16 protein-coding genes are annotated in these 26,400 nt (G+C 73.0%); 6 read left to right on the top strand and 10 right to left on the bottom strand.

The features are described from left to right. Nucleotides 1-154 precede the first annotated feature (154 nt). The gene (locus WJM95_RS22050; RefSeq protein WP_339131450.1) at nt 155-973 is read left to right on the top strand and encodes a lysozyme; all 819 of its coding nucleotides are present in this window, start codon (nt 155-157) and stop codon (nt 971-973) included. Between the two features lie 184 nt (nt 974-1,157). Here WJM95_RS22050 and lon read toward each other — a convergent pair whose 3' ends face one another. After that, on the bottom strand, nt 1,158-3,572 hold the full coding sequence (gene lon, locus WJM95_RS22045) for an endopeptidase La (protein WP_339131449.1): 2,415 nt from the start codon (nt 3,570-3,572) through the stop codon (nt 1,158-1,160). Between the two features lie 116 nt (nt 3,573-3,688). After that, the gene (locus WJM95_RS22040; RefSeq protein ID WP_339131448.1) at nt 3,689-4,216 is read right to left on the bottom strand and encodes a GNAT family N-acetyltransferase; all 528 of its coding nucleotides are present in this window, start codon (nt 4,214-4,216) and stop codon (nt 3,689-3,691) included. A 119-nt stretch (nt 4,217-4,335) separates the two neighbouring features. Between WJM95_RS22040 and WJM95_RS22035 the strand changes: the two genes are divergently transcribed. Continuing rightward, the gene (locus tag WJM95_RS22035; RefSeq protein WP_339131447.1) at nt 4,336-4,614 is read left to right on the top strand and encodes a hypothetical protein; all 279 of its coding nucleotides are present in this window, start codon (nt 4,336-4,338) and stop codon (nt 4,612-4,614) included. A gap of 526 nt (nt 4,615-5,140) precedes the next feature. Here WJM95_RS22035 and WJM95_RS22030 read toward each other — a convergent pair. Further along, nucleotides 5,141-5,950, bottom strand: coding sequence for a rhomboid-like protein (locus WJM95_RS22030; RefSeq protein ID WP_339131446.1), 810 nt, complete (start codon nt 5,948-5,950; stop codon nt 5,141-5,143). Nucleotides 5,951-6,386: 436 nt separating this feature from the next. Between WJM95_RS22030 and WJM95_RS22025 the strand changes: the two genes are divergently transcribed. The 4 genes from WJM95_RS22025 to WJM95_RS22010 all read left to right on the top strand — a co-directional run bounded on the left by WJM95_RS22025 (nt 6,387) and on the right by WJM95_RS22010 (nt 13,195). Further along, entirely contained in the window at nt 6,387-7,064 is a 678-nt protein-coding gene (locus WJM95_RS22025) for a spermidine synthase (RefSeq protein ID WP_339135760.1), read from the top strand. A gap of 113 nt (nt 7,065-7,177) precedes the next feature. Continuing rightward, complete coding sequence (locus WJM95_RS22020; RefSeq protein WP_339131445.1) at nt 7,178-7,915, top strand: response regulator transcription factor; 738 nt, start codon at nt 7,178-7,180, stop codon at nt 7,913-7,915. A gap of 61 nt (nt 7,916-7,976) precedes the next feature. After that, nucleotides 7,977-9,116 (top strand): HAMP domain-containing sensor histidine kinase, encoded by a 1,140-nt coding sequence (locus WJM95_RS22015; RefSeq protein WP_339131444.1) that lies wholly within the window; start codon nt 7,977-7,979, stop codon nt 9,114-9,116. A 281-nt stretch (nt 9,117-9,397) separates the two neighbouring features. Further along, nucleotides 9,398-13,195 carry a multifunctional oxoglutarate decarboxylase/oxoglutarate dehydrogenase thiamine pyrophosphate-binding subunit/dihydrolipoyllysine-residue succinyltransferase subunit gene (locus WJM95_RS22010; protein WP_339131443.1) on the top strand — a complete coding sequence of 1,266 codons (3,798 nt, stop codon included), beginning with the start codon at nt 9,398-9,400 and terminating at the stop codon, nt 13,193-13,195. 92 nt (nt 13,196-13,287) lie between these two features. Here the strand turns inward: WJM95_RS22010 and fxsT are convergent, their stop codons facing one another. The 7 genes from fxsT to WJM95_RS21975 form a co-directional block, all read right to left on the bottom strand. Further along, on the bottom strand, nt 13,288-16,299 hold the full coding sequence (fxsT, locus tag WJM95_RS22005; RefSeq protein ID WP_339131442.1) for an FxSxx-COOH system tetratricopeptide repeat protein: 3,012 nt from the start codon (nt 16,297-16,299) through the stop codon (nt 13,288-13,290). Between the two features lie 274 nt (nt 16,300-16,573). Next, nucleotides 16,574-18,052, bottom strand: a complete 1,479-nt coding sequence (locus WJM95_RS22000; protein ID WP_339135758.1) for an HEXXH motif-containing putative peptide modification protein — start codon at nt 18,050-18,052, stop codon at nt 16,574-16,576. Beyond that, a complete protein-coding gene (locus WJM95_RS21995; protein WP_339131441.1) occupies nt 18,052-19,230 on the bottom strand; it encodes an FxsB family cyclophane-forming radical SAM/SPASM peptide maturase in 1,179 nt (392 codons plus the stop codon). The genes WJM95_RS22000 and WJM95_RS21995 overlap by 1 nt, the downstream gene beginning before the upstream one ends. A gap of 201 nt (nt 19,231-19,431) precedes the next feature. Then, nucleotides 19,432-19,665 carry an FxSxx-COOH cyclophane-containing RiPP peptide gene (gene fxsA, locus WJM95_RS21990; protein WP_339131439.1) on the bottom strand — a complete coding sequence of 78 codons (234 nt, stop codon included), beginning with the start codon at nt 19,663-19,665 and terminating at the stop codon, nt 19,432-19,434. 53 nt (nt 19,666-19,718) lie between these two features. After that, entirely contained in the window at nt 19,719-23,033 is a 3,315-nt protein-coding gene (locus tag WJM95_RS21985) for an SAV_2336 N-terminal domain-related protein (protein ID WP_339131438.1), read from the bottom strand. Between the two features lie 7 nt (nt 23,034-23,040). Next, complete coding sequence (locus tag WJM95_RS21980) at nt 23,041-24,069, bottom strand: MoxR family ATPase (protein ID WP_339131437.1); 1,029 nt, start codon at nt 24,067-24,069, stop codon at nt 23,041-23,043. 157 nt (nt 24,070-24,226) lie between these two features. Beyond that, a complete protein-coding gene (locus WJM95_RS21975; protein WP_339131435.1) occupies nt 24,227-26,350 on the bottom strand; it encodes a trypsin-like peptidase domain-containing protein in 2,124 nt (707 codons plus the stop codon). Nucleotides 26,351-26,400: the final 50 nt, after the last annotated feature.

Raw genomic sequence — 26,400 nt, 5'->3', positions numbered from 1 at the left:
TTTATCGGACACTTATCCGCCGGCATGCGCACGCCACCCCAGGTCGAGGACGGCCTGATCCCCCAACACGGCACGCGTGCCCGCGCTCTCCCCCCACCGAGCTCCACGGGCTCCCCGGGCTCACGGAGCTCCATCGCCCTTCGGAGGCACGCACATGCCCGTGCACAGATCCGGAACGGCCCGCCGCCTGCGCCTGCTCGCGGCCGGAACCCTGCTCGCCGCCTTCTCCCTCCTGACCACCCTCCCCTCCTCCGCCGCCGACATCCCCGCACGCGGGTCCGCCCGGATGGGCATGGGGGTCGTCGCCCACGACGGCCAGGGCGGTACGCCGTCCACCGGTGACGCCACCCAGACGGAGGGCGTGGACGTCGCCGGCTACCAGGGCAACGTCGCCTGGTCCACGCTGTGGAGCAGCGGCGTCAGGTGGGCCTACACCAAGGCGACCGAGGGGACGTACTACACGAACCCGTACTTCGCCCAGCAGTACAACGGCGCCTACGGCGTCGGCATGATCCGCGGGGCGTACCACTTCGCGACCCCGGACACCACGACCGGTGCCACCCAGGCCAACTACTTCGTGGACCACGGCGGCGGCTGGTCGGGCGACGGCAGGACGCTGCCCGGCACCCTCGACATCGAGTGGAACCCGTACGGTGCCGCCTGCTACGGCAAGACGCAGAGCGCGATGGTCAGCTGGATCAGCAGCTTCCTGACCCAGTACAAGGCCCGTACCGGCCGCGACGCGGTGATCTACACGGCCGCGAGCTGGTGGACCCAGTGCACCGGCGACTACTCCGGCTTCGCCGCCTCCAACCCCTTGTGGATCGCGCGCTACGCCTCCGATCCGGGGACGCTCCCGGCGGGCTGGGGCTACTACACGATGTGGCAGTACACGTCGTCCGGCCCGACGGTCGGTGACCACGACAAGTTCAACGGCGCCCTGGACCGCGTCCAGGCACTCGCCAACGGCTGAGGCGCACCGCCGCCGTACGACCGGAACGCGGCCTCGCGCAGACGGCCACCCCCGGGCACGGCGCAGGCACCCGGCGTACGGCACCACGCCTGCGGGCAGGCACGGCGAAGGCGGCAGGCGGCAGGCACGGCGAGGGCCCGGGTCTCCCTCACGGGACCCGGGCCCTCCCTTCCGGCAGCGTCCGTCACGCCGCTACCGGAACCTCCGGCACGGCGCCGTTCGTCGCCGGCGCCAGAGCCAGCTCCAGGACCTGGCGGACGTCCGTGACGGCGTGGACGTCGAGCTTCTCCAGGACCTCGGCCGGTACGTCGTCCAGATCGGCCTCGTTGCGCTTGGGGATGATCACCGTCGTGACACCCGCCCGGTGCGCGGCGAGCAGCTTCTGCTTCACCCCGCCGATCGGCAGGACCCGGCCGGTCAGCGACACCTCACCGGTCATGGCCACATCGGTGCGGACCAGCCGCCCGGACAGCAGCGACGCCAGGGCGGTCGTCATCGTGACGCCCGCGCTCGGGCCGTCCTTGGGGACCGCGCCCGCCGGGAAGTGGATGTGCGCGCCCCGGTCCTTCAGATCGCCGACGGGGAGTTCGAGCTCCGCGCCGTGCGAGCGCAGGAAGGAGAGCGCGATCTGTGCCGACTCCTTCATCACGTCCCCGAGTTGACCGGTGAGGGTCAGACCGGCCGCGCCCGTCTCCGGGTCGGCCAGCGACGCCTCCACGTACAGGACGTCCCCGCCCGCGCCGGTGACCGCGAGGCCCGTGGCGACTCCGGGCACCGCCGTGCGCCGCTCGGCGGGGTCCTGGGCGGACTCGGGCACGTGGTGCGGGCGCCCGATGAGTCCGCGCAGGTCGGCGTCCGTCACCGTGAACGGCAGCTTCCGCTCGCCCAGTTCGTGCTGGGCCGCGACCTTGCGGAGCAGCCGGGCGATGCCCCGCTCCAGGTTCCGTACGCCCGCTTCCCGGGTGTACTCCCCGGCGAGTCTGCGCAGCGCGCTCTCGTCGAGGACGACCTCGTCCTTCTCCAGACCGGCTCGCTCCAGCTGGCGCGGCAGCAGGTGGTCCCGGGCGATGACGACCTTCTCGTCCTCGGTGTAGCCGTCGAGGCGGACCAGCTCCATACGGTCGAGCAGGGCCTCCGGGATGGCTTCGAGGACGTTGGCCGTGGCGAGGAACACCACGTCGGACAGGTCGAGTTCGACCTCCAGGTAGTGATCGCGGAAGGTGTGGTTCTGCGCCGGGTCGAGGACTTCGAGCAGCGCCGCCGCCGGGTCGCCCCGGAAGTCGGAGCCGACCTTGTCGATCTCGTCGAGCAGGACCACCGGGTTCATCGACCCGGCCTCCTTGATGGCGCGCACGATCCGGCCGGGCAGCGCGCCGACGTACGTACGGCGGTGTCCGCGGATCTCGGCCTCGTCCCGGACGCCGCCGAGGGCGACGCGGACGAACTTGCGGCCCATGGCGTGCGCGACGGACTCGCCGAGCGAGGTCTTGCCGACGCCGGGCGGGCCGACGAGCGCGAGCACGGCACCGCCGCGCCGCCCGCCGACGACTCCCAGTCCCCGGTCCGAGCGCCGCTTGCGCACGGCCAGGTACTCGGTGATGCGCTCCTTCACGTCCTCCAGACCGGCGTGCTCGGCGTCGAGCACGGCCTGGGCGCCCCGGATGTCGTACGCGTCCTCGGTCCGTTCGTTCCACGGCAGTTCCAGGACGGTGTCGAGCCAGGTCCGGATCCAGCTGCCCTCGGGCGACTGGTCACTGGACCGCTCCAGCTTCTCGACCTCCTTGAGAGCCGCCTCGCGGACGTTCTCCGGGAGGTCGGCGGCCTCCACGCGGGCGCGGTAGTCGTCGGACTCGTCCTCGCCGTCCTCTCCCTTGAGGTCGCGCAGCTCCTTGCGTACGGCTTCGAGCTGGCGGCGCAGGAGGAACTCGCGCTGCTGCTTGTCGACGCCCTCCTGGACGTCCTTGGCGATGGACTCGGCGACGTCCTGCTCGGCGAGGTGTTCGCGGAGCTGCTCGGTGGCGAGCTTGAGCCGGGCCACCGGGTCGGCCGTCTCCAGCAGTTCGACCTTCTGCTCCACGCTGAGGAAAGGTGAGTAACCGGAATTGTCGGCAAGGGCGGAGACGTCGTCGATCTGCTGCACCCTGTCCACCACCTGCCAGGCGGCGCGCTTGCGCAGCCAGCTGGTGGCCAGGGCCTTGTACTCCTTCACCAGGTCGGTGACCCGGCCGGGCAGCGGGTCGGGCACGGTCTCCTCGACCCGGGTGCCCTCGACCCACAGGGCGGCGCCGGGACCGGTCGTCCCCGCGCCCACCTTCACGCGCCCGCGTCCCCGGATCAGCGCGCCCGGGTCGCCGTCGGCCAGCCGGCCGACCTGCTCGACGGTGCCGAGCACGCCGGTGCTCGCGTAGGTCCCGTCGATGCGTGGCACCAGGAGTACCTGAGGCTTTCCGGGCGTTGAACGGGCGGCGGCCTGAGCGGCCTCCACCGCGGCGCGCACATCGGTGTCGTTCAGGTCCAGCGGAACCACCATGCCGGGCAGCACGACCTCGTCGTCGAGCGGCAGCACGGGCAGAGTGAGTGATGCGGACGTCGAAGCCATGATCTCCCCTTCGGCATTCAAGTTGAGCTATGTCGACTCAATGCACGGGGGCTCCGCAATGTTCCCCGGGACCTGTTCGCTCTGAGCGATCGCTTTCCCGCTCCCGGGATTGCGGCTCAGGGACGCGTCCGCAGGCCGAGCCACTGCTCGGCGTCCCAGGCCCGGAACCGCTCCGCCTCGGTGAACCCCAGCTTGGCCGCGAGGCGCATGGAGCCGGCGTTGGCGGTCTGGGTGTGGAGCACCACGGGCTCGCCGGGGAGGACGGTGTCGAGCCAGTCGAGTGCCGCCGCGCACGCCTCGGCCGCGTATCCGTGTCCCCACGCCCGCGGCAGGAACAGGTAGCCGAGATCGACCTTGCCCGCGGCGGCCGGGCGACCGTGTGCGGGTGCTCTCCTGAGCAGGATCTGACCGATCACGACGCCGTCGCGCTCGACGGCGAAACTCCCGGGCCACCCCTCGGGCACCTCGGGCGTCTCGCGTTCGAGTTCCTCACGCGGGCGGGGGCCGCCGAGGTAGGTGTGCACCTCCGGTGAGGCGAGCAGGTCGACGAACGCCGGCCGGTCCCGGGCCTCGGGCGCGCGGAGCACGAGCCTCTCGGTCCTGATCGGGGCGGGCGGCCAGGTGACGGGTCCGAGTTCTGTCATGCGGGCCACCCAAGCAGCGGGCCTCGGCGGCGATCAAGAGCCGCCGCGCATCCGCTGCCGGGACGCGCGAGAGGAGTGCCCGGGATGCGGGGTGGGCTTCGGGCTCGGATGGTGGGGACATGAACCATCACCTCGCCCAGCGCAAGATCGACATCGACACCCGGCTCGTGACGGCCGGTGCCGTGCTCACCGTGGCCGGCACCGTGGTGGCGTGCACCGGCATGGTCATCGCGGCCGGCGCCCTGCTCGCCGCGGGCCGACGCATGGTCCGGGCCATGGACATGCCCCCGTCCCAGCAGGCGGCCCTGCACTGGCGGCGGGCCAAGGAGGCCTCCATGGCCGGCCTCCAGGCCTGGCAGTCCGCGGCCGACGCCCAGAACGGTTCGCCGACCCGCTAGAGCCTCACCGGGGACGGCCTCCGCCGCGGACGCTGTACCCCGGGGCCGGTCGGGCGCTGTCCCCCGGGCGCTGTCCCCCGGGCGCTGTCCCCCGGGCGCTGTCCCCCGGGCGCTGTCCCCCGGGCGCTGTCCCCCGGGGCCGGTCGGGCGACCGGTCCCCGGGGAGATCACGCGCGCGTGGCGCCTGGTGCGGTCGTGCCACGTGCAGTCGCACGGCGTGCGGCAACTCCCCTGGGGGCCGGTCGGGCGACCGGCCCCACCCGGGTGGATCAGGCGGGCCACGCCGGGTGCGGTCGCACGGCGTGCGGCCCCGCCGCCGCACGGCGTGCGGCCCCGCCGTCTGCGGGCCCTGCCGTGCGCGATGGCCCTGCCGTGCGCGGCGCCCCCGGTGTGTGCGGCCATGCCCCGGCGGGGTGCTGCTGCCGCCACTCGGACGGGTCAACCGGGGCGGTTCTTGTCCGTCGGTCCTGGCTCGGCCCGGAGGCCCCGGCCGGGAAGGCGGCCGTCCGGTCGGCGTGGCCGCGCCTCACGGGCGGGCGGCCGGTGCCGCCGGGTGCCGCCGGTGCCGTCGCCGTACGAACGGCCAGGTCGCGACGCCGATCGCCAGCGCGACGAGGTGGCCCGTGTCCGTCACGGGGTCGGTGAGGAGGATCAGGTCCTGGGTGAGGACCGACCCGAAGCCGATCAGCAGCGGCCAGCGCACCCAGGGAGAGAGGAGTCCCGCGAGCGAGCCGACGCTCGCGGCGACGCCGAAGCTGATGCCGTAGTCGAGCCGGTGCGTGTCGCCGACCGGCAGGACGCCCGTGAGCACCGCGGCCCCGACCGGCAGTTCGGTGACGAGCGTGGCCACCACGTGCCCGAGCAGGAAGACGCCGGCCGCGCACGCGGCGCCGGTACGGCGCTCCAGCGCGGTCAGCACGAGCAGGAAGCCGGCCGCGTACGGCGAGGCGATCCCGCCGACGATCCACAGCGCGCTGGCGAGCAGGACGAGGACGGGGTGCCGCACGAGGTGGGCGACGTCCGTGCTGGACGCCTGGTGCAGGGCGCGGACGAACGCGGGGTGCGCGTGGTCGGCCAGGTAGGAGGTGACGGCGAGGACGGCCGCGTACCCGAAGGCGAAGGGCGTACCCCGCGGGCTGGGCACGAGCCGCAGGACCCGCCGCCCCGCGGACAGGCCGTCGCTGGTGCCCGCCGGTTCCGGGGAACGCGGCACGGCGCTCGTGCCCGCCGGTTCCGGCGAACGCGGCACGGCGCCCGTGACCGCCGGCCCGGGAGGGTCCACCGGTCCGGTGACGGGCACCGCCGGCGTCGTGGACCCGTAGCGCTGCTGGGGCATCGCGGAAAGCTGGTTCGGCGGTGACGGGTGGGCCATGTCAGGAGATGCGGCTTCCCCGTCGGCACCCGCCGAAACGTCGGCACCCGCCGAAGCCCCTCCTATAGATGGGGAGGCATCGACAAGGGATGGGGAGATTTCACCGAGGGATGGGGAGACGTCGCCGGGGAGTGTGCCGGTCCGGTCGGTTGTGCTCGGATCCACGGCGCTCCTTCCGTCACCCTCCACCCTTCGCGTCCCCTCCCGTCGCTGTCTATGACCGGCGCCACGCACGCGAGGATTCTCAGGAAGTCCTCAACAAACGGGCCGGGACGCCGGAGCCGCCTCCGCGTCAACCCGGGAGGCTCCGCTCTCACCCCGGAGGCCGCCGAACCGGCCGGCGCCGCCGCACCCCGCAATTCCCGCGACCCGTACAGGTGAAAATGCCAGGATGGCGGCCATGACTGCCGCGTACGACACTCCCGAGGTCATCGACCGCCGCCAGGGCCCGTACGGCGAGGTCGTGCTGCGGCGCCACGGCGCCCTGCTCCAGATCATCGCCAACGGGTGCTTCCTGATGGACACCTCCGACGGGCGTTCCGAGCGGCTGCTCGTGGACGCGGCGTACGACGCCCTGGACGGGCGCCCGGAGCCGAGCGTGCTGATCGGCGGGCTCGGCGTCGGGTTCTCGCTGGCGCACGCGGCGGCCGATCACCGCTGGGGACGCATCACGGTTGTCGAGCGCGAACGAGCGATCATCGACTGGCACCGGGGCGGCCCCCTGGCGCCGCTCTCGGCCGGGGCGCTCGCCGACCCGCGTACGGAGATCGTCGAGAGGGATCTCGTCGACTACGTCAATGAGATCTCCGACACGTTCGACGCCCTGTGCCTCGACATCGACAACGGACCCGGCTGGACGGTCACCGACGGCAACGCGGGCCTGTACGGGACGTCCGGACTGGCAAGCTGCGCAAGGGCGTTGAGGCCCGGCGGCGTTCTCGCCGTGTGGTCGGCCGAGCCCTCTCCGGAATTTGAAGGAACCTTGCGGAATGCCGGATTCCAACGGGTCCGTACCGAAGTGGTCCCCGTTGCCCGGGGCGTTCCCGACGTGGTGCATCTCGCGGTGAGGCCTGGATAGCCGAGCCGCACCCACTGCCCGTACCCTGCTTGCCTGACGCGGATCATTCAAGCGTCAAGCGCAGTCATGGGATCACCCCACGGATTCCGGAAAGCACACTTCAGGGGCGGGCGATGGAGCAGACACACACCTCCCAGAACGGCACGGCGGCGACCCCCGGCGCTCAGCGCCGTGTCCTGGTCGTCGAGGACGACCCCACGATCGTCGACGCCATCGCGGCCCGTCTGCGAGCCGAGGGGTTCCTCGTGCAAACCGCGGGTGACGGCCCTGCCGCCGTCGACACCGCCGAGGCATGGCAGCCCGATCTGCTGATCCTCGACATCATGCTGCCCGGCTTCGACGGTCTGGAGGTCTGCCGCCGTGTGCAGGCCGCCCGTCCGGTGCCGGTGCTGATGCTCACCGCGCGCGACGACGAGACCGACATGCTGGTCGGGCTCGGGGTCGGCGCCGACGACTACATGACCAAGCCGTTCTCGATGCGCGAGCTGGCCGCCCGGGTGCACGTCCTGCTCCGCAGGGTCGAGCGCGCCGTCGTCGCTGCCTCCACCCCGCGCAGCGGCATCCTGCGGCTCGGCGAGCTGGAGGTCGACCACGCGCAGCGCCGCGTGCGGGTCCGCAGCGAGGACGTCCACCTCACGCCGACCGAGTTCGACCTGCTCGTCTGCCTCGCGAACACCCCGCGTGCCGTACTCTCGCGCGAGCAGCTGCTCGCCGAGGTGTGGGACTGGGCCGACGCCTCCGGTACCCGGACCGTCGACAGCCACATCAAGGCGCTGCGCCGCAAGATCGGTGCCGAGCGGATCCGCACGGTGCACGGCGTCGGCTACGCGCTGGAGACCCCGACTCCCTGAGCCGGGCCTGGGCAGGAGACGTCGGGACCCGGGCGACCGGGACCCGTGAGGGGCTGATGTGATGAGCGGACTCGGAGAGCGGGGACGCGGGCTCGGCGAGCGCGTGCCCGTGGAGCGCAGGAGCTCGGGTTCCTGGGGCGAGGTGCGCCCCTTCTCGATCAAGACCAAGCTGGGCGCGCTGGTCGTCATCTCCGTGCTCATCACGACCGGTCTTTCGATGATCGCGGTGCACACCAAGACGGAGCTCCGTTTCATCACGGTCTTCTCGATGATCGCCACGCTGCTGATCACGCAGTTCGTGGCGCACTCGCTGACCGCGCCGCTGGACGAGATGAACGCGGTGGCCCGCTCGATCTGGCACGGCGACTACACCCGGCGGGTGCGGGACGACCGGCGGGACGAGCTGGGCGACCTGGCCCAGACGATCAACCTCATGGCCGACGAGCTGGAGGCCCAGGACCGGCAGCGCAAGGAGCTCGTGGCGAATGTCTCGCACGAGCTGCGCACCCCGATCGCGGGGCTGCGCGCCGTTCTGGAGAACGTCGTGGACGGTGTCTCGGAGGCCGACCCCGAGACGATGCGCACCGCGCTGAAGCAGACGGAGCGCCTCGGGCGGCTGGTGGAGACGCTGCTGGACCTGTCCCGGCTGGACAACGGCGTCGTACCGCTGCGCAGGCGGCGCTTCGAGGTGTGGCCGTATCTGTCCGGAGTGCTGAAGGAGGCCAACATGGTCGCCTCGGCACGCGCGGACCTCGCGTCGGGCTCCGGCGGCGGCCACACCCGTACGGACGTCCATCTGCACCTCGACGTGTCCCCGCCGGAGCTGACCGCGCACGCGGACCCGGAGCGGATCCACCAGGTCGTGGCGAATCTCATCGACAACGCGGTCAAGCACAGCCCGCCGCACGGCCGGGTGACGGTACGGGCGCGACGGGGCGACCTTCCCGAGTCGCTGGCCCTGGAGGTCCTGGACGAGGGCCCCGGGATCCCGAAGTCGGAGTGGCACCGCGTGTTCGAGCGGTTCAACCGCGGCGGGGTCCCCGCGCCGCACGGTCCGGGCAGCGACGGCGGTACCGGTCTCGGCCTCGCGATCGCCCGCTGGGCGGTGGATCTGCACGGCGGACGGATCGGTGTGGCCGAATCTCAGCGGGGCTGCCGGATCCAGGTCATCCTTCCGGGCCTCCCTTCCCTGCCAAGTTGACGTAAAGTTCGAACCGGAGCCGCAAGATCCACCACTGTCGCCGCCGGCGTACACGTGTGATCAGGCACAGGGCCGCGTGAGGGTTGCCGCGACCCCGGGTCGACGTACCCGTTCCGAAGTGGAACCTCGCTTGTTTCCCGCCATTTCCATGGGCGAAACACGGATTCCGATGTGACTTACGCGACGTTGGACGGGCCCGGCCTGACCTTCTCGGCCAGGGAGGCGTAGCCTTTATTCCCGCTGTCCATCACCTTGCGAAGCGGAAGAGGGCGGTTAGCGCCGTGTCGCCACAGTCCCCCAGTAACTCGAGTATCTCGACCGATGACCAAGCCGCCGGGAAGAACCCCGCGGCCGCCTTCGGTGCCAACGAGTGGCTCGTCGACGAGATCTATCAGCAGTACCTCCAGGACCCGAATTCCGTAGACCGAGCCTGGTGGGACTTCTTCGCCGATTACAAGCCCGGGGCGCCCGCCGCCCAGGCTCCGGCGGGTACTGCGGCCGCGGGGGCCGCAGGGACCACCACCCCGGCCACGCAGGCCGCTCCCGTGCCGCCCGCGGCGCGCCAGGCTCCTCCCCAGGCCCCGGCCGCGCCCGCGCCCGCTCCGGCCGCCGCTCCCGCGGCTCCGAAGCCCGCTGCCGCCGCCCCGGCTCCCGCCGCTGCCGCTCCGGCCGCCGCGAAGCCGAAGGCCGCTCCGGCCGCCGAGGCGCCCGAGGGCCCCGAGTACGTGACCCTGCGCGGTCCCGCCGGTGCCGTCGCGAAGAACATGAACGCCTCCCTGGAACTGCCCACGGCCACGTCCGTGCGCGCGGTCCCGGTGAAGCTGCTCTTCGACAACCGCATCGTCATCAACAACCACCTGAAGCGCGCCCGGGGCGGGAAGATCTCCTTCACCCACCTCATCGGGTACGCGATGGTGCAGGCCATCAAGGCCATGCCGTCGATGAACTGGCACTACGCGGAGAAGGACGGGAAGCCCACCCTCGTCAAGCCCGCGCACGTCAACTTCGGCCTCGCCATCGACCTGGTGAAGCCCAACGGCGACCGCCAGCTGGTCGTCGCGGGCATCAAGAGGGCCGAGACGCTGAACTTCTTCGAGTTCTGGCAGGCCTACGAGGACATCGTCCGCCGCGCCCGTGACGGCAAGCTGACGATGGACGACTTCACCGGTGTCACGGTCTCCCTGACCAACCCCGGCGGCCTCGGCACCGTCCACTCGGTCCCGCGTCTGATGCCCGGACAGTCGGTCATCATGGGCGTCGGCTCGATGGACTACCCGGCGGAGTTCCAGGGCACCTCCCAGGACACCCTGAACAAGCTCGGCATCGCGAAGGTCATGACGCTCACGTCGACCTACGACCACCGGGTCATCCAGGGCGCCGCCTCCGGCGAGTTCCTGCGCATCGTCGCGAACTACCTGCTCGGCGAGACCGGCTTCTACGACGAGATCTTCGAGTCGCTGCGGATCCCCTACGAGCCGGTCCGCTGGCTCAAGGACATCGACGCCAGCCACGACGACGACGTCACCAAGGCCGCCCGCGTCTTCGAGCTGATCCACTCCTACCGGGTCCGCGGCCACGTCATGGCCGACACCGACCCGCTGGAGTACAAGCAGCGCAAGCACCCCGACCTGGACATCACCGAGCACGGCCTCACCCTGTGGGACCTGGAGCGCGAGTTCGCGGTCGGCGGCTTCTCCGGCAAGTCCCTGATGAAGCTGCGCGACATCCTCGGTGTGCTGCGCGACTCGTACTGCCGCACCACCGGCATCGAGTTCATGCACATCCAGGACCCGAAGCAGCGCAAGTGGATCCAGGACCGCATCGAGCGCCCGCACTCCAAGCCGGAGCGCGAGGAGCAGCTGCGCATCCTGCGCCGCCTGAACTCCGCCGAGGCCTTCGAGACCTTCCTCCAGACGAAGTACGTCGGCCAGAAGCGCTTCTCCCTTGAGGGCGGCGAGTCGGTCATCCCGCTCCTGGACGCCGTCATCGACAGCGCCGCGGAGTCCCGCCTGGACGAGGTCGTCATCGGCATGGCCCACCGCGGCCGCCTGAACGTCCTCGCCAACATCGTCGGCAAGTCGTACGCGCAGATCTTCCGCGAGTTCGAGGGCAACCTCGACCCGAAGTCGATGCACGGCTCCGGCGACGTGAAGTACCACCTGGGCGCCCAGGGCACCTTCACCGGCCTGGACGGCGAGCAGATCAGGGTCTCGCTGGCCGCCAACCCGTCCCACCTGGAGACGGTCGACCCGGTCATCGAGGGCATCGTCCGCGCCAAGCAGGACATCATCAACAAGGGCGGCACGGACTTCACCGTCCTGCCCGTCGCCCTGCACGGTGACGCGGCCTTCGCCGGCCAGGGTGTGGTCGCCGAGACGCTCAACATGTCGCAGCTGCGCGGCTACCGCACGGGCGGCACGGTCCACATCGTCATCAACAACCAGGTCGGCTTCACCGCCGCCCCGGAGTCGTCGCGCTCCTCCATGTACGCCACCGACGTGGCCCGCATGATCGAGGCGCCGATCTTCCACGTGAACGGCGACGACCCCGAGGCCGTCGTCCGCGTCGCGCGGCTGGCCTTCGAGTTCCGTCAGGCGTTCAACAAGGACGTCGTGATCGACCTCATCTGCTACCGCCGCCGCGGGCACAACGAGTCCGACAACCCGGCGTTCACGCAGCCGCTGATGTACGACCTGATCGACAAGAAGCGCTCGGTGCGCAAGCTCTACACCGAGTCCCTCATCGGTCGCGGCGACATCACCCTCGAAGAGGCCGAGCAGGCGCTCCAGGACTTCCAGGGGCAGCTGGAGAAGGTCTTCACCGAGGTCCGCGAGGCCGTCGCGCAGGCGCCCGAGGCCCATGTCCCGGACGTGCAGGCCGAGTTCCCGGTCGCCGTGTCCACCGCGGTCTCCCAGGAGATCGTGAAGCGGATCGCCGAGTCCCAGGTCAACATCCCCGACAACGTCACCGTGCACCCGCGGCTGCTCCCGCAGCTCCAGCGCCGCGCGGCGATGATCGAGGACGGCACGATCGACTGGGGCATGGGCGAGACCCTCGCCATCGGTTCGCTGCTCCTGGAGGGCACGCCGGTCCGGCTGTCCGGCCAGGACTCGCGCCGCGGCACCTTCGGCCAGCGCCACGCGGTGCTGATCGACCGGGTCAACGGCGAGGACTACACCCCGCTCCAGTACCTCTCGGACGAGCAGGCCCGTCTGAACGTCTACGACTCGCTGCTCTCCGAGTACGCGGTCATGGGCTTCGAGTACGGCTACTCGCTGGCCCGCCCGGACGCGCTGGTGCTGTGGGAGGCGCAGTTCGGCGACTTCGTCAACGGCGCGCAGACGATCGTCGACGAGTACATCTCGGCGGCGGAGCAGAAGTGGGGCCAGACGTCCGGCGTCACCCTGCTGCTGCCGCACGGTTACGAGGGCCAGGGCCCGGACCACTCCTCGGCCCGGATCGAGCGCTTCCTCCAGCTGTGCGCCCAGAACAACATGACGGTCGCCCAGCCGACGCTCCCGTCGAACTACTTCCACCTCCTGCGGTGGCAGGTGCACAACCCGCACCACAAGCCGCTGGTCGTCTTCACCCCGAAGTCGATGCTGCGCCTGAAGGCCGCGGCCTCGAAGGCGGAGGAGTTCACCTCGGGCCAGTTCCGCCCGGTCATCGGTGACGACTCGGTCGAGGCGTCCGCCGTGCGCAAGGTCGTCTTCTGCGCCGGCAAGCTGTACTACGACCTGGAGGCCGAGCGGAAGAAGCGCGGCTCCACGGACACGGCGATCATCCGTATCGAGCGTCTGTACCCGCTCCCGGGTGCCGAGCTCCAGGCGGAGATCGCCAAGTATCCGAATGCCGAGAAGTACCTGTGGGCCCAGGAGGAGCCGGCGAACCAGGGTGCGTGGCCGTTCATCGCGCTCAACCTGATCGACCACCTGGACCTGGCGGTCGGCGCGGACGTCCCGGGTGCCGAGCGCCTGCGCCGTATCTCGCGTCCGCACTCCTCCTCCCCCGCCGTCGGTTCCGCGAAGCGGCACCAGGCGGAGCAGGAGCAGCTGGTGCGTGAGGTGTTCGAGGCCTAGGCCTCCGGCAGGACAGCAGCAAGAGGCCCGGCCCCGAGTCCACTGGACTCGGGGCCGGGCCTCTTCGTCGTGCGCGGTCCGGGGCCCGGACCTCAGGTCTCCTGCGGTTCGAAGTCCCAGAAGGGCCGGTTGCGGGAGCGGGCGGAGATGGTGTGGACGTGCTGGGGGCCCAGGGTGGCGGCCAGGTCGTCGAGGGCGGCCTGTTCGACCTTCTCCGCCTGCTGGCGGTCCCGCAGTCCGCGCAGATCGGCAGCGAGGGCGATCCGGGCCGAGAGGGTCAGCGGGTGGGTGCGGCCGAGGGCCTCGGTGGCACGGACCACCGTGTCCTGGGTGAGCGCCGCGGCCGACTCGGGGTCGCCGATGAGGTTGCGCAGGGCGGCGGCGTTGATGGCGCAGCCGAGTGTCCAGGGGTGGTTCTCGCCGACCGCGGCGGTCATGTCGGCGAGTGCCTCGTCGATGGCGGCGTGGGCGTGATCGCGTTCGCCGACGCTCCGCAGGACCAGGGCGTGGTTGGCGCGGACACCGGCGATGTAGGGGTGGCCCTCGGCGAGCATGACCTCGTAGCGGGCGACGACGGACTCGCCGATCTCCCGCGCCTGGTCGATGTCGCCGTGCTCGCGCACGAAGCAGCTCGTGTTGGCGGCGAACCGCAGGGTCTGCGGATGGGTCTCGCCCAGCACGCGTTCGCAGCGCTCCAGGACGCGGGCGAACAGCGCGCCCGCGGCCCGGCGGTCGCCGCCGCGGTACTGGCACAGGGCCAGGTTGTGTTCGGCGTCCAGGGTCTGCGGGTTGTCGGCCCCCATGACGATGCGGTGTTCGCGCACGCTCTCCGTCTGGATGGACTCGGCCTCGGTGTAGCGCCCGAGGTAGCGCAGGTCGGTCGCGTAGTGGATCTGGGAGGAGAGGGTCCACAGGTGGCGGCCGCGCAGCAGTTGTCGGCGCGACTCCATGGTGCGCCGGTCGATGTCCAGGGCCTCTTCGAAACGGCCGAGCAGGCGCAGCGACACGGCCAGGTTGTTCTGCGCGCCGAGGGTACGGGAGTCGGCGTCGCCCAGGAGGTCCCGGTAGGCCAGGAAGATCCACTGGGAGATCTCCAGCGCCTCGTCGTAGCGGGCGAGGCCGCGCAGGTCGGCGGCGAGGCCGGTGGCGGCGCGCAGGTGCTCCAGGTCCTGGGAGCCGCGTTCCTCGCGCAGGTGCTCGACGGCGGCACGTTCGATGGCCTCGGTGCGCCGGTAGTCGCCGACCACGCGCAGCAGGTTGGCGTAGTGGTGGGTCAGTTCCCAGATCCGTGGGTGGTTCTCGCCGAGCAGGACCCGCCAGGCCGCCATGGCGCGTTCGCCCAGCTTGATGCCGGCCACGTACTCGCCCGAGAGGTACATGTAGCGAAGGCAGTTGAAGACGAGGCCCTGCACCGCCGGGTCCTTGCTCTGAAGGACGTCCGCGTACTTGAGGTGGGGCACGATCTCCGCGTAGCCGCTCCACAGCCGGGTGTCGGTGGGCCTGCGCGGGTCCGCGGCGGCCAGGGCGCGCCGGACCACGTCGATGAACTCGCGGCGGTCCTCGTCGGGCATGTCCTTGTGGACGATCTGGTGGACCATGCGGTGCAGGTACAGGGACTCGCCGGAGGACGCGGCCTCGTCGCCGGCCGCCTCGTGGGACTCCAGGCGGACGACGGAGTACTGGCGGAGCTGGTTGATGGCCCTGTTCCACAGCAGCGGGTCGTTGAGCAGGCCCGCGATCTGTTCCGGCAGCTGGTCGTGCGGCATGTCCTTCAGCAGGCGTACGGGGATGAAGCCGGGCGCGAAGAAGGTGCACAGGCGGAGCAGGTCGACGGACTCCGGGACGGTGTCGCGGAGTTTGTTCAGCAGTATCGACCAGGCGGTCTGGAAGGCGACCGGGAAGTCGGCGGAGATCTTGACGACGTCCTGGTCGATGCCGCCGTCCAGCAGGGCGATGTACTCCTGGACGGAGAGGTCCGAGTCGTTGAGCCAGCCGGCCGTCTGGTCCAGCAGGAGGGGCAAGTCCTCCAGTGCCTCGGCGAGTTGGTCCGCCTCGGGTTCGGTCAGGCGGGGCGCGCGGCGGCGGATGAACGCGACGGACTCGTCGCGCGCGTAGACCGGCACCTCCAGCAGCTTGCTGTTGTGCTCGCTCCACTCGGGGTTGCGCGAGGTGATCAGGACGTGGCCGGGCCCGGTGGGGACGAGGTCGTAGATCTGGTCGGGCTCGTCCGCGCCGTCCAGGATCAGCAGCCAGCGGGAGTACGGGTCGCCCCGGCGCAGCGAGTCGCGTACGGCGCGCAGCCGTTCGCCGTACTCGGCGCCGGTGCTGAGGCCCAACTGCGGTGCCAGTTCGGCCAGTCGGCGCCGGTAGGTGACGCGTTTCTCGGCGTTGACCCACCACACCACGTCGTACTCGGAGCCGAAGCGGTACACGTACTCGGCGGCGAGCTGCGTCTTGCCGACGCCGGACATGCCGTGCAGGGTGACCACGCCCGCGCCGGCCTCGGCGCCCTGGAGCAGGTGGTAGGCGTCGTTCAGGAGCGGCTCACGGCCGGTGAAGCGGGTGTTGCGGCGTGGCACTCCGCCCCAGACCTCGGGCATGGCGGCCGGGAAGCGGGGACCGCGCCTGGCGCCCTCGACGGATTCGGGGAGGGGTTCGGCGGGCAGATCGAGGCGCTCGAGGACGCGGCGCTCGGCCTCGTCGGCGCCCATGTTGTTCAGGTCGACCGCGCCGAGCACGGTGGTGGCCGTCGGCACCGTGCTGTTGGTGACGGAGACGGCGGCGAAGCGGGAGGGGTCGGGGGCGACGACCTCGCGCAGCGCGGCGTTCCACTCCTCGTGGGTGCGCGGGCCGAGCTGGAAGTACCACTCGCTGACGACGATCAGGATGCGGCCCTTGGCGAGGGTCAGGTCGCGCAGCAGGTCCACGAGGGGCACCTCGGCCGGGGAGTCCCAGCGCTGGTACACGACCCGGTGTCCGCGCCGTTCCAGACGGTCCCCGATCCAGGCCGCCCAGGCCCGGTTGAAACCGGCGAAGCTGATGGTGACGGTCTGCTTCGCGGGCCCCCTCTCGGCTGGCCCGACCGGCGTACGAGCTCCAGACATGCAGCGGCCTCCCCGCGCGTGATTTTAGAACCGCCGCGAGGGTCGGCGATAGGGCGCCGACGCACACCAGTCGCTTGCTCCACGGTTCCCTCCACCAACGTGTTCAGCGACGATCTTGGCGCACCGACGGTCCCGCGTCCGGGAACCCACGGCTTTCGGCGAGGATGGCTCAATCGCGACGAGGTGTGGCGCGTTCGACGGGCGCGCGGGGCGCGTTCGGCGGGCACGGTTCGACTCGATCGGCCCGTGGCGCGCCCCCCTCGGCGTGCGTGGTTCATTCGGCCGGTGCGTGGCGGCGGGACCACAGCGTTCGGGCGGCCTGGACGTACGCCGTCGCGCGTGCCGCGTGTCCCCGGGGCGGCGGCTGCTCGGCGAGCCGTTCGTACACCTCGACCATGCGGTCGACGAACCGGCGTCCCCGCACGGTGAGATCACCCGATCCGACGAGGGCCGGCAGCGCGGCCCCGACCTGCGCCTGGTAGCGGGCGTGCTGCGCCCAGGCGGCGTCCCGCTGGGCGGGCAGGGTGGTGGCGAGGGCGGCGCGCTGGAAGTAGTCCGCCAGCGCGAGGTGGGAGTAGGCGCCCTGCAACAGGCCGTCGTAGGGGCGTGGATCGGGACGCCAGGGCGCGAAGTGGCGTGCTTCGGGGCTTGCGTGATGGAGCGTCACCATGGCGCCGAGCGCGGCGAGTTTGGTGTGCTGGATCTCGTGGACGAGGGTGGCCGCGAAGGTGGTCGCTGTCGCGGGCGCGCTGCTGAGGACCGCGCCGAAGGCCTCGCGCCGGGTGCCGCTGCAACTGCCGCCGGCTCCGTCGGGGCCCGAGCCGGGCGGGGCGGCCAGCGGGACCAGGCAGTGCAGCAGGGTCACCGCTTCCGCGAGTCGCCGTTCGCCGCCGAGACCGAGCGCCGCCGCGGTGCCCGACCAGGTGTGCAGCCAGTGCTTGCGGTCGGCGTCGTCGAGGACGGCCGGGCCGCTCAGGGTGTCAGGGCGGGCTCCGCCGCGGGCGGTCCGGTACGGGTCGAGGTCGTCCAGCGGTACGGCGGCGGAGCCCGGCACGAGACCGGGCAGCGCGTAGGCGGGCGTCCAGGCCGCCGCCTCCGACCAGGCTCCGGCCCCGTTCTGGAGCCGGACGACCACGTCGGTCTCGCCGGACCGGCGCAGTGTCAGCCGACCGTGCCGGTGCACGACGGCCACCTCCGTGTCCCCCCGGCCGTCGCCGGTGTGCAGCGCGCCGAGCGAGGGCAGTGCCAGCACGCCGTCGTGGGCGGTCAGCCGCACCGCGTAGGACACCCCGGCGCGGGCGGCGGCGACGGCGGCGAGCCTTCCGACGTACGCGAGCGCGCGGGCCGGTTCACGGGGGTCCCGGCCGGAGGCGGGGCCCGCTCCCGGGCCGAGCGCGCGCAGGGCTTCCCCGGCCCAGGGGCCGATGAACGGGTGGAGGAGCAGCGTTCGCACGGCGGACGGCGGAGGCGGGTTCCCGCGGGGCGCGTCCGCCCCGGACCCCGACGGGGGGCCGGCGGGTCCGTACCGCTCCAGCCGTTCGGCCTCCTCCAGCAGGGCCCAGTCCTCGCGGAGCCGGGCCAGGACGGCGACGGGGCAGAGGCCGGGTCCGGCCGACTCGGCCGCGTCGAGGACCGCACGGAGCAGGAGCAGCCGTCGGGTGTGCTGGTCGCGGACGAGGAGCCGGAGCGTCTCGGGGCCGCCTTCGGTGCGGCCGAGTTCGGTCAGGGCCCGCTCCGGGACCGCCGGCGGGATCACGGGACGCCTCCTTGGGCGGCGGCGGGGGCGGCGGCCCCGGCCAGCGCGCGGGCGACGTGGTGGATGAGGCGCTGGAGGTCGGCGCAGTACACGGAGGGGTTGGTGAAGCCGTGTCCGGCCCGGTATCGATGCGCGTAGTGTCCGCCGCCGCAGACGTGGAGCAGCGGGCAGGCCCGGCAGCGCGCGGCCAGCGAGGCGGCGCCCGCCTGCCGTGCCGCGACGCCGGGGTGGCGCAGCGCCTCGTCGAAACGGTGCCGGAAGACGTCGAGGCCGGTCCTGGCCGCTCCCTCGTAGCAGGACTTGAGGGAGTCGACCTGCTCGATGGAGCCGTCCGTCTCCACGACGAGGGCGTCGAAGGGCGTGAGGCCGAGGGACTCGGTGGCGGCGGGGAGCCCGAGGAGCAGCGCGAGGCACTCCTCGAAGAGCCGCACGCGCGTCTCGCGTCGCCCGGCCCGCCACCAGCGGTCGAAGACGGCGCACAGCCAGTCTCCGTAGGGCGTTCCCGGTCCCTGCCGGTGCGGTGGGGGCGCGGACCAGTTGCCGTGCGGGAGCAGCAGGTCCAGCGCGGGCGGCCGGAGCGCGAGCAGGGACTCGTACAGCTCGACCGGGTCGGTGGTGGGGTCGACGACGGTGAGGATCCCGGCGTACGCCTCCGGGTGGCGTTCGGCGATCAGCCGGGCGCCGCGCGCGGCGGCGGGCCAGGACGGACGGCCGGCGTGGTCGGTGCGCAGCGTGTTGTGCTCGGCGAGGCCGCCGTCCAGGCTGATGCCGACGCGGACGGAGTGCCGGGCGAGGACGTCGAGCCGCCGTTCGGTGAGCAGGGTGGCGTTGGTCTGGACGGTGGCGTGCACGGTGCAGCCGTGCGGGACCCGGTCGCGGACGAGGCCGGTGAACCGGGCGAGGGTGTCCACGCCGGCCAGCAGGGGTTCGCCGCCGTGCAGGACCAGGGACAGCTCCGTCAGGCCGTGGGCGGCGGCGTGTTCGCCGATCCTGCGCGCGGTCCGTGCCAGGACGCCGGGCGGGGCGGCGGCGGGGCGGGTGCGCCAGGTGCGGTCGGGACCCTCGTAGAGGTAGCAGTAGCGGCAGGCGAGGTTACAGCGGCCGTGCATCTTGACGATGAACTGCCGGAAGGGGAACGGCGGTTCGGGGATCGGGGAGGTCACCTGTGCAGACACTCCGGCACCCCCATGATGTACGGCCGCGCGATCCCACGCCGCGAACCGCGCCACGGCCCCCTGCCCGTACGGGGCGGCATTCCCGGACGCGGACCGGGCACAAACGTCACCGTTTCGAAGTTGTCCGGTTCAGCCACGGGGCGAGACCGGAACTGACCGCCCGTACGTGATGTCGGGCCGGTCCCTCCCTCGCCCGGCCGCTCAGAAGGCGCTGTTGAACCCCCACAGGATCTCGCCGGGCTGTCCCGACCGCGTCCGCAGTTCGGCCAGCACCTCCGCCAGCACCGGATGCTGGACGGTCCTCAGCTCCGCGAGGTCCAGGTCCAGCAGGTCCGGGAGCTCCGCGGGATCCGGCGGGCCCGGTGACCACGGCCGCCGCTCCCCCGCGGCATCGCGCTCCTGTGTGCCGTCCGGTATGTCGTCCCGTACGCCCATGTCGTCTCCCTCGCCTTCCCCGACTCCGCCCCGGCGGCCGCCTGCGGGCGTTCTCACTCCAGTTCGGCCAGCCGCTGCGCCGTCTGCCTGGCCGTCGGCTCACCCGTGCTCGCGACGCCGTCCGGCAGCCGGGACCACTCGGTCCGCGCGGCGCGGTAGGCCTCGCGCGCGGCACGCGGGCGCGCCGCCGCTTCATAGGACATACCCCGCCAGTGCTGTGCCCGAGCGGCCAGTTCCACGGCCTCCTGGCGCGTGCGCCCGGTCTCGGCCTCCTCCTCGGCCTCGCGCGCCGACTCCGCCGCGGCCCGGAAGGCGTCGATGGCCTCGTCGAGCCGTGCCTTGCGGCCGAGGCTCTGGTACGCCTCGAACTGCGCCTGCCCGAGCTCCAGCCAGCAGCGGGCGGTGGTGAGCGGCGGGCCGTCCTCCAGGGCGGCGAGGCCGAAGAGGTGCTCGGCCTCGCGCAGGTCGACCCGGTCGCCGCGGGCGCGGTAGCGCAGCATCAGCGCGCGGCCCAGCAGCAGCAGCCGGTGCGCGATTTCGGCGCTGCCCGCGGGCGTCTCCGTACGGCAGTCGCGCAGTACCCGGATGGCCCGGGCCAGCGATTCGCCCGGGGCGCGTCCGGTGTCGAGCACGGCGTGCCGCAGCAGGGCCTCGCCCCATTCGGCGAGGACGTCCGCGTGCGCGGGGGCGTCCCGTGGCACTCCGCGGGACGCCTGCTCGAACCGCACTGCGGCGTCCTGGAGTTCGCGCGGGTCGCCCGAATCGGCGTACCTGGCCAGGTGGATGCGCCCGGAGCGGACCGACAGGGCGGAGCGCAGCCCCTGTTCGCGGGTCAGGCCGAGCGCCTCGTCGACATGCGCCTGGGCGTCGTCCAGCGCGCCGCCGGACCTGAGGAGCGCGTCGACGAGGTCGAGGAGGATGCGGACGCGTGAGGACGCGGCGGAGGCGGCGGGCACGTCCCCGGGGCCGGTCTCCAGTGCGGCGCGCAGGGAGCGCGCGCCCTGTTCCGCGTACAGCCTGGCCTGTTCGTGGTCGGCCGTGGCGCCGGAAAGCCGCAGCAGGACCCGGCCGTGGGCGAGCGGGAGTCCCGAGGGGCGGCTCCGCCGGTCGGGCCAGGCGTCGGCGAACGCCTCCAGCATGCCGACCGCCGCCTGGAGGAGCGCGCTGTCGCCGCCGAGGCGCCACTGCGCCTCCAGGGCCCGGACCCGTTCCAGGGTGAGCCGCAGGGCCTCCGCGGCGTCCAGGTCGGGCGCTGCGCAGGCCACCGCGTACTCGCGGTCGGCGCGTTGCAGCAGGTCGAGCGCGCCGCGCCGGTCGCCGCGCCGTCTGCGGTCGGTGGCGGCGGCGTGCAGGACCCGGGCCAGGACGGCCCTCTCGCGCAGGGCCCGTGGGTGCGCGACGGCGCGTTCGGCGGCGGCCTCCGCCTCGCGCAGCAGGTCGGCGCCGCCCTGCACCTCCCACAGCAGCAGGACGCAGTTGGCGTACTCGGCCCACAGTTCCGGGTCGGCGCCGGGAAGCTCCTCGTGTTCGGTGGCGCCGCGCAGCAGCTGTACGGCGTCGATGAGGTCCTGCACCATGCCGTCGCCGGCGAACCGGCCGGCCAGCGTGCGGGCCCGGAGCACCGCGGGGTGGGTGGGCCGCTGGTCGGGCGGACCGTCGGGGCCGCGGGCCGGCGCGTAGCCGGCGAAGTGTTCCGGCAGGGGCATGAACCGCTCCAGCACCCGTGCGGCGACCTCGGCGAAGGGCTGGGGTACGAGGGTGGCTCCGCCGTTGTCCCCGTTCTCGCCCGGGTATCCGGCGCCGGGCGAGAACGGCGGTCCCGAGCCGCCCTCGCCGAGCTGTGCGAGGGCCAGGGCGGGGAAGTTGGGGCCGCCCTTGCCGAAGCGCTGCTCGATGTACTCGGAGCAGTGCTTGAGCACGAGCATGGCCTCGTCGAGTCCCAGCGGGGACAGCAGGGCCTCCTGCGCGCCGGGCGCGAACTCGTACCACTGGGTGCCGTCGGCGCCGTACTCCTCGGTCCTGGCGCGTGAGACCAGGCCGCTGAGCAGGACCTCGGCCAGTTCGGAGGGTCCGGAGTCGGGAAGCATGGTGCGCTGGACGAGCTGCATCACGGGGAGGCTGAGCGGGGCCGCGGCGAGATAGCCGGCGAGCCGTCCCGCGGTCTTGGAGGCGTTGGAGCGGAACCGGCTGACCAGTTCGAGCCCGGACATCCGGCGTCCCGGCCGGGTGCTCCGGGCGGGCTCGTGGTGTCCCCGCACCCAGCCGACGGCACCGGCCACGCCCCCCGCGCCCGCCCCGGACAGCAGGCGTGCCCAGGCGCCGAGCGCGGTGGGCTCGGGCGGCAGGACGGGCACCGGGAGCGCGCCGCCGCGAGCCTCGGGCGGGGTGCCCGCGGGAAGCCGGACCTTCAGCGTGGCGGCGCCCGCGAGGGCCTCGCCGCGGGTCAGTTCGCCGTAGGACACGGGGAGCCGGGTGCGGTTCCACATGCGCTGGGGCAGCGGCTGGAGGACGGCGGCGGGGCCGAGCCCGGACAGGTGGTGCAGGAGCCGGTGGGCGTGGCCGCTGTGCCACAGCGGGCCGGCGCAGTCGCTGACGAGAAGGGTGACGCGGCGGCCCGTCGGGTCGCTCAGCCGGTCGGCGGAGTGCAGCGGCGCGGCGCCGGGCTCGGGGCTGCGGCTGACGGCGGGTTCCTGGTCGGGGCCCTGGTGGAGATGGCTGACCTGGATGTCCCGGAAGGCGCCGAGACGGCCGAAGACCTGTTCCAGTTCGGCGAACATGCGGTCCCACACGCGCATGGACGAGGAGGCGTCGAGGACGAGCTGGAGCGTGGCGTCGGCGCGGGTCAGCCCGCGGAACACCGGGAGGACCAGTCCGCCCGCGCGGGCGGTCCGTTCGGCGGTGCGGGTCTCGTCGAGGACGCTGCGCAGGGGTGGCGCCGCGGTGCGGTAGCCCTGCAACGGGCGCAGTGCGCGCTGGAGTTCGAGGGGGGAGGGGAACGCGGGCGCGGCCGGTACGCCGACCGGCAGCACCGCCGAGCGGCCCTGCCCGTATCCGCGCGGCGAGCCGTCGCGCGGCACCGGGTACAGCGCGACACGCCGCTCCGTCCCGTGATCCCGCAAGGCCGGTCCCGGTCCGTCGCCGGGCGGCGGCCGTTCGTCCGCGCGCGGGTCCGGGCGTACGACGGCGGGGTCCTCCGCGGCCGTCCCGCGGGCCGGCGGGGGGCCGCTCCCCTGCTCGCTCCCGGCGGAGTCCGTCGGGCGCGACCAGCGCGCGAGCCACAGCGCGTCGGCCAGTTGCCGGGCGTCGGGGTCGAGCCCGGTCCGCCGTATCCGGGCGATGAGTTCGGCGATCGGGTCGCCGCCGGGCATCAGCGCGTCACCTCGGACGGTCGAGTCGCTGGATGAGCAGGTCGGCGAGCCGGTCGCGGCTGGGCGGGGCCGCGGCGTCGGTGAGGTAGATGGCGTTCAACAGCTGGTCGGCGGCGACGAGTTCGCTGCGCGAGCGCTCCAGGAAGTGGGTGATCAGATCGTCCCCGGCGCGCGCCGCCTCGTCGCCCAGGTGGGCGCGTACGAAGGTGGCGAGCCGCTTGTGGTCCGGGCGGCCCAGTTCCAGGTGGATGCAGCGGCGCATCAGCGGGGCGGGGAAGTCGCGTTCGCCGTTGCTGGTGAGCACCACGAAGGGGAAGGCGTGGCAGCGCACCCGGCCGTCGCGCACCCGCGCCTTGGTGCCGTCGGCGGTGAGCACCTCGGCCTCGCCGCCGGGCAGCCTGTCGGCGACGCGTTCCAGCTCGGGGATCGCGAACTCGCCCTCCTCCAGGACGTTCAGCAGGTCGTTGGGCAGGTCGATGTCGCTCTTGTCCAGCTCGTCGATGAGCAGGACCCGCGGGGTCTCGGAGGGCAGCAGCGCGGTGCCGAGCGGGCCGAGCCGGATGTAGCTGCCGATGCCCTCGACGGAACCGGGGGCTCCGGGGGCGGCCGGGTCGGCTCCGTGCGGCGCGGCGAGCTGCACGTCCTGGAGCCGGGCGATCGCGTCGTAGTGGTAGAGCCCGTCCTGGAGGGTGGACCGGCTGACGATCGGCCAGCGCAGGACGTTGCCGAGGCCGAGTTCGTACGCCACCGAGTGCGCGAGGGTGCTCTTGCCCGCGCCGGGGCTGCCGGTGACCAGCAGGGGCCGGCGCAGATAGAGCGCCGCGTTGATCATTTCGAGTTCCTCGGCGCCGGGCCTGTGCAGCTCGGCCAGATGCCGGTGCGCGCCCAGCCTGCGGTCCTCGGAGCCGTCGCCGTCGGCGGAGGAGGCGTGCCGGCTCGCGAAGTCGCGCCACGGCGGCGGGGCCGGAAGCCGGTCGAGGCCGTCGTGGGGTTCGCCCGCGCCCCGGTAGATGAGCCACTCGCTGGAATCGGTCATTGCCCAGTCCTCGTCGTCACTCGTCCACACCGGCGGCCGTCGATCGTCGCCTCACCGTATCGATCCGCGAAGGACCCCGTAAGGTCCCAAGAGGGGCTCACGGCAGCCCACTTCGGCCTGCTTCGGACATCACGCGACAGCGGGTCGGCCGTTGCGGTCATGGCGCCTCCAGCAGGTCTCCGGTCCCGGGCAGGGGACGGCGCGGATCGTCGTAGAACAGGGCGATCCCGTGGGCCCAGTACGTCTCGGGCCGGCCCTCGCTCAGCCCGGCCCGCAGGGCGTGCACCAGTTCCGGCAGACGGTCGGCGCCGCCCGCGCCCGCCACGGTGTCACCGGCTCTTCGGTGGAACTCCCCGCAGACCGCGTCGGACTGCCCGCGCCAGCGCCGCCACAGCGCGACGCCGTATCCGCCGTGCACGATCCGGACGATGGCCACCGGGTCGTCCTCGAAGCGGTGGTCGCCGTAGCGGCAGAGCACCGGGATCGTCTTGTGCGGCAGTCCGCGCAGCGACTCCGCGGCCGGTACCGGTACCCGCAACCCGTCCTCGCAGTCGAGGACCTCGGCCTGGGCGCCGTGCGCGTGGATCCACCGCCAGCGGGCCTCGCGCTCGCGCTGCTCCTCGTCGGCGGGGAGCGGCCCGGCGTCCGGGGCGGCGGTGCCGGCCGGGTCGGGCAGCTGTTCCCGGTCGGCGCAGCGCACGACCACGGGCCTGCGGGCGCCGAGCGGTGCCTCGTCGGGCCCGAACCGCCAGGCGTCGACGTCGAGTCCGAGCAGCAGATGGGGCAGCGCCACCTGGAGGTCGGCGGGCCGCCCGGGTTCGTCGCACTGGCGGAACGCCTCCGTCAGATGCGGCGCGAGCACGGCCGGCAGTTCCTCCAGCGGGGTGCGCTCGCCGTCGCGCAGCCGCGTCACCTCGCCGGTCGGCCGGCCCACCGAGACGTGCCAGTCGCAGCGCCCCGGCTCCCAGCCCAGCTGCTCCAGTTCGAGCAGGACGAAGAGGCGGGGCGCACGGTCGGCGCCGCGTGCGGCGGTGTGCGCCGCCTCTGCTTCCGCCGCCGAGGGGCCGCGGGGCGCCAACTGGAGCCGCTCGATCCACTGTTGGCCGAGGCGGCGCCGGTACGCGGGGCCCGGACGGCCCTCGGCGGTCTGCCGCACCCACTCCCACAGCGCCCGTTCGGCGGCCCGGGTGCCGGGGGTGACGAAGGGACGTTCCGCGGACATCGCGCGCATGGCGTAGTCGAGGACGAGATCGAGGGAGGCGTCCTGGCGCGGGCTCTCGTACAGCGCCCCGAGCCCGTCGCGCCAGCCGCGCGGGGCCGGATGCGGGATCGCGGCCTGGTCGCCCAGCAGGGATTCGAGCAGGCCGAGCAGGGCGCGGGTGCTGACCGGCGGCGGCAGGTCGGCGAGCCGGCCGAGCAGCTGGGTCCGCTCCTCGGGGCCGAGGGCCCGGCCCGGCCGGGCGCCGAGCTGGTTCTGGACGTCGGCCCAGGTGCCGCGGTCGGTGTCCGGGTGGCGCTGCCGGTCCCGGTGGTAGCGGTCGTGGGCGTGGAAGACGGCGTGGTACGGGTCGTCGTGCTCGGCGGCCGGTTCCCCGTCAGGCACCGGCAGGGACCGTAACTGCTCCACGCCCGTGCAGGTGCCGCCGAGCCCCCGGTCCGTGCGCGACTTCAGGACACCGACGACCTCACCGCGTACGGGGTCGACGACCGGCCCGCCCGAGACGCCGGGCGGCAGCACGTCGCCGCCGAGCCGGATCTGCTCGTCGTCCGACCAGCCGCCGAGGGTGCCCTGGACCGTGCAGGTACCGCTGAGCCGGCGCAGCTCGCCGCCGACCACGGACCAGCCGGAGTAGAGGACGACCGACTCCTCGTAGTAGGCGGCCGGGCGTTCGGTGACGTAGGCGCAGTCGTGGTCCACCGGCTCGCGCAGCCGCACCAGGGCGAGGTCGGGGGACGGCCAGGTGCCGCGCGCGGGGAGCCCGGCGCGGTCCGGGAGAACCGTGGCGACCTCGCCGGTGACGGCGGACGTGCCGCGGCCCGGCCCTCTCTCGTACACCACCCTCACCTCGTTCCCCTCCCCGCTCCGGACCACGTGCGCGCAGGTCAGAACCCAGTTCGGAGCGATGAAGAAGCCGCTCCCGAGGAACGTGCCGGGTTCGTCCAGGGCATACCCGGGGCCCGCGCGATGGATGCGTACGGTGGCGGCCATGACCAGGTCACGCAGCGCACGGTGAGCGTTCCCCGGGCCGCCCGGTGCGCCCGGGGCGTGCCCGTCCGTCATGCTCCGCCCCCACCGGCGGGACCGATGGCCCCACCATGCGCCGGAGCGCC

Origin of the sequence: Streptomyces sp. f51, assembly GCF_037940415.1 — a bacterium.
Lineage (GTDB): Bacteria > Actinomycetota > Actinomycetes > Streptomycetales > Streptomycetaceae > Streptomyces.
This window is presented reverse-complemented; position numbering and strand designations above follow the sequence as displayed.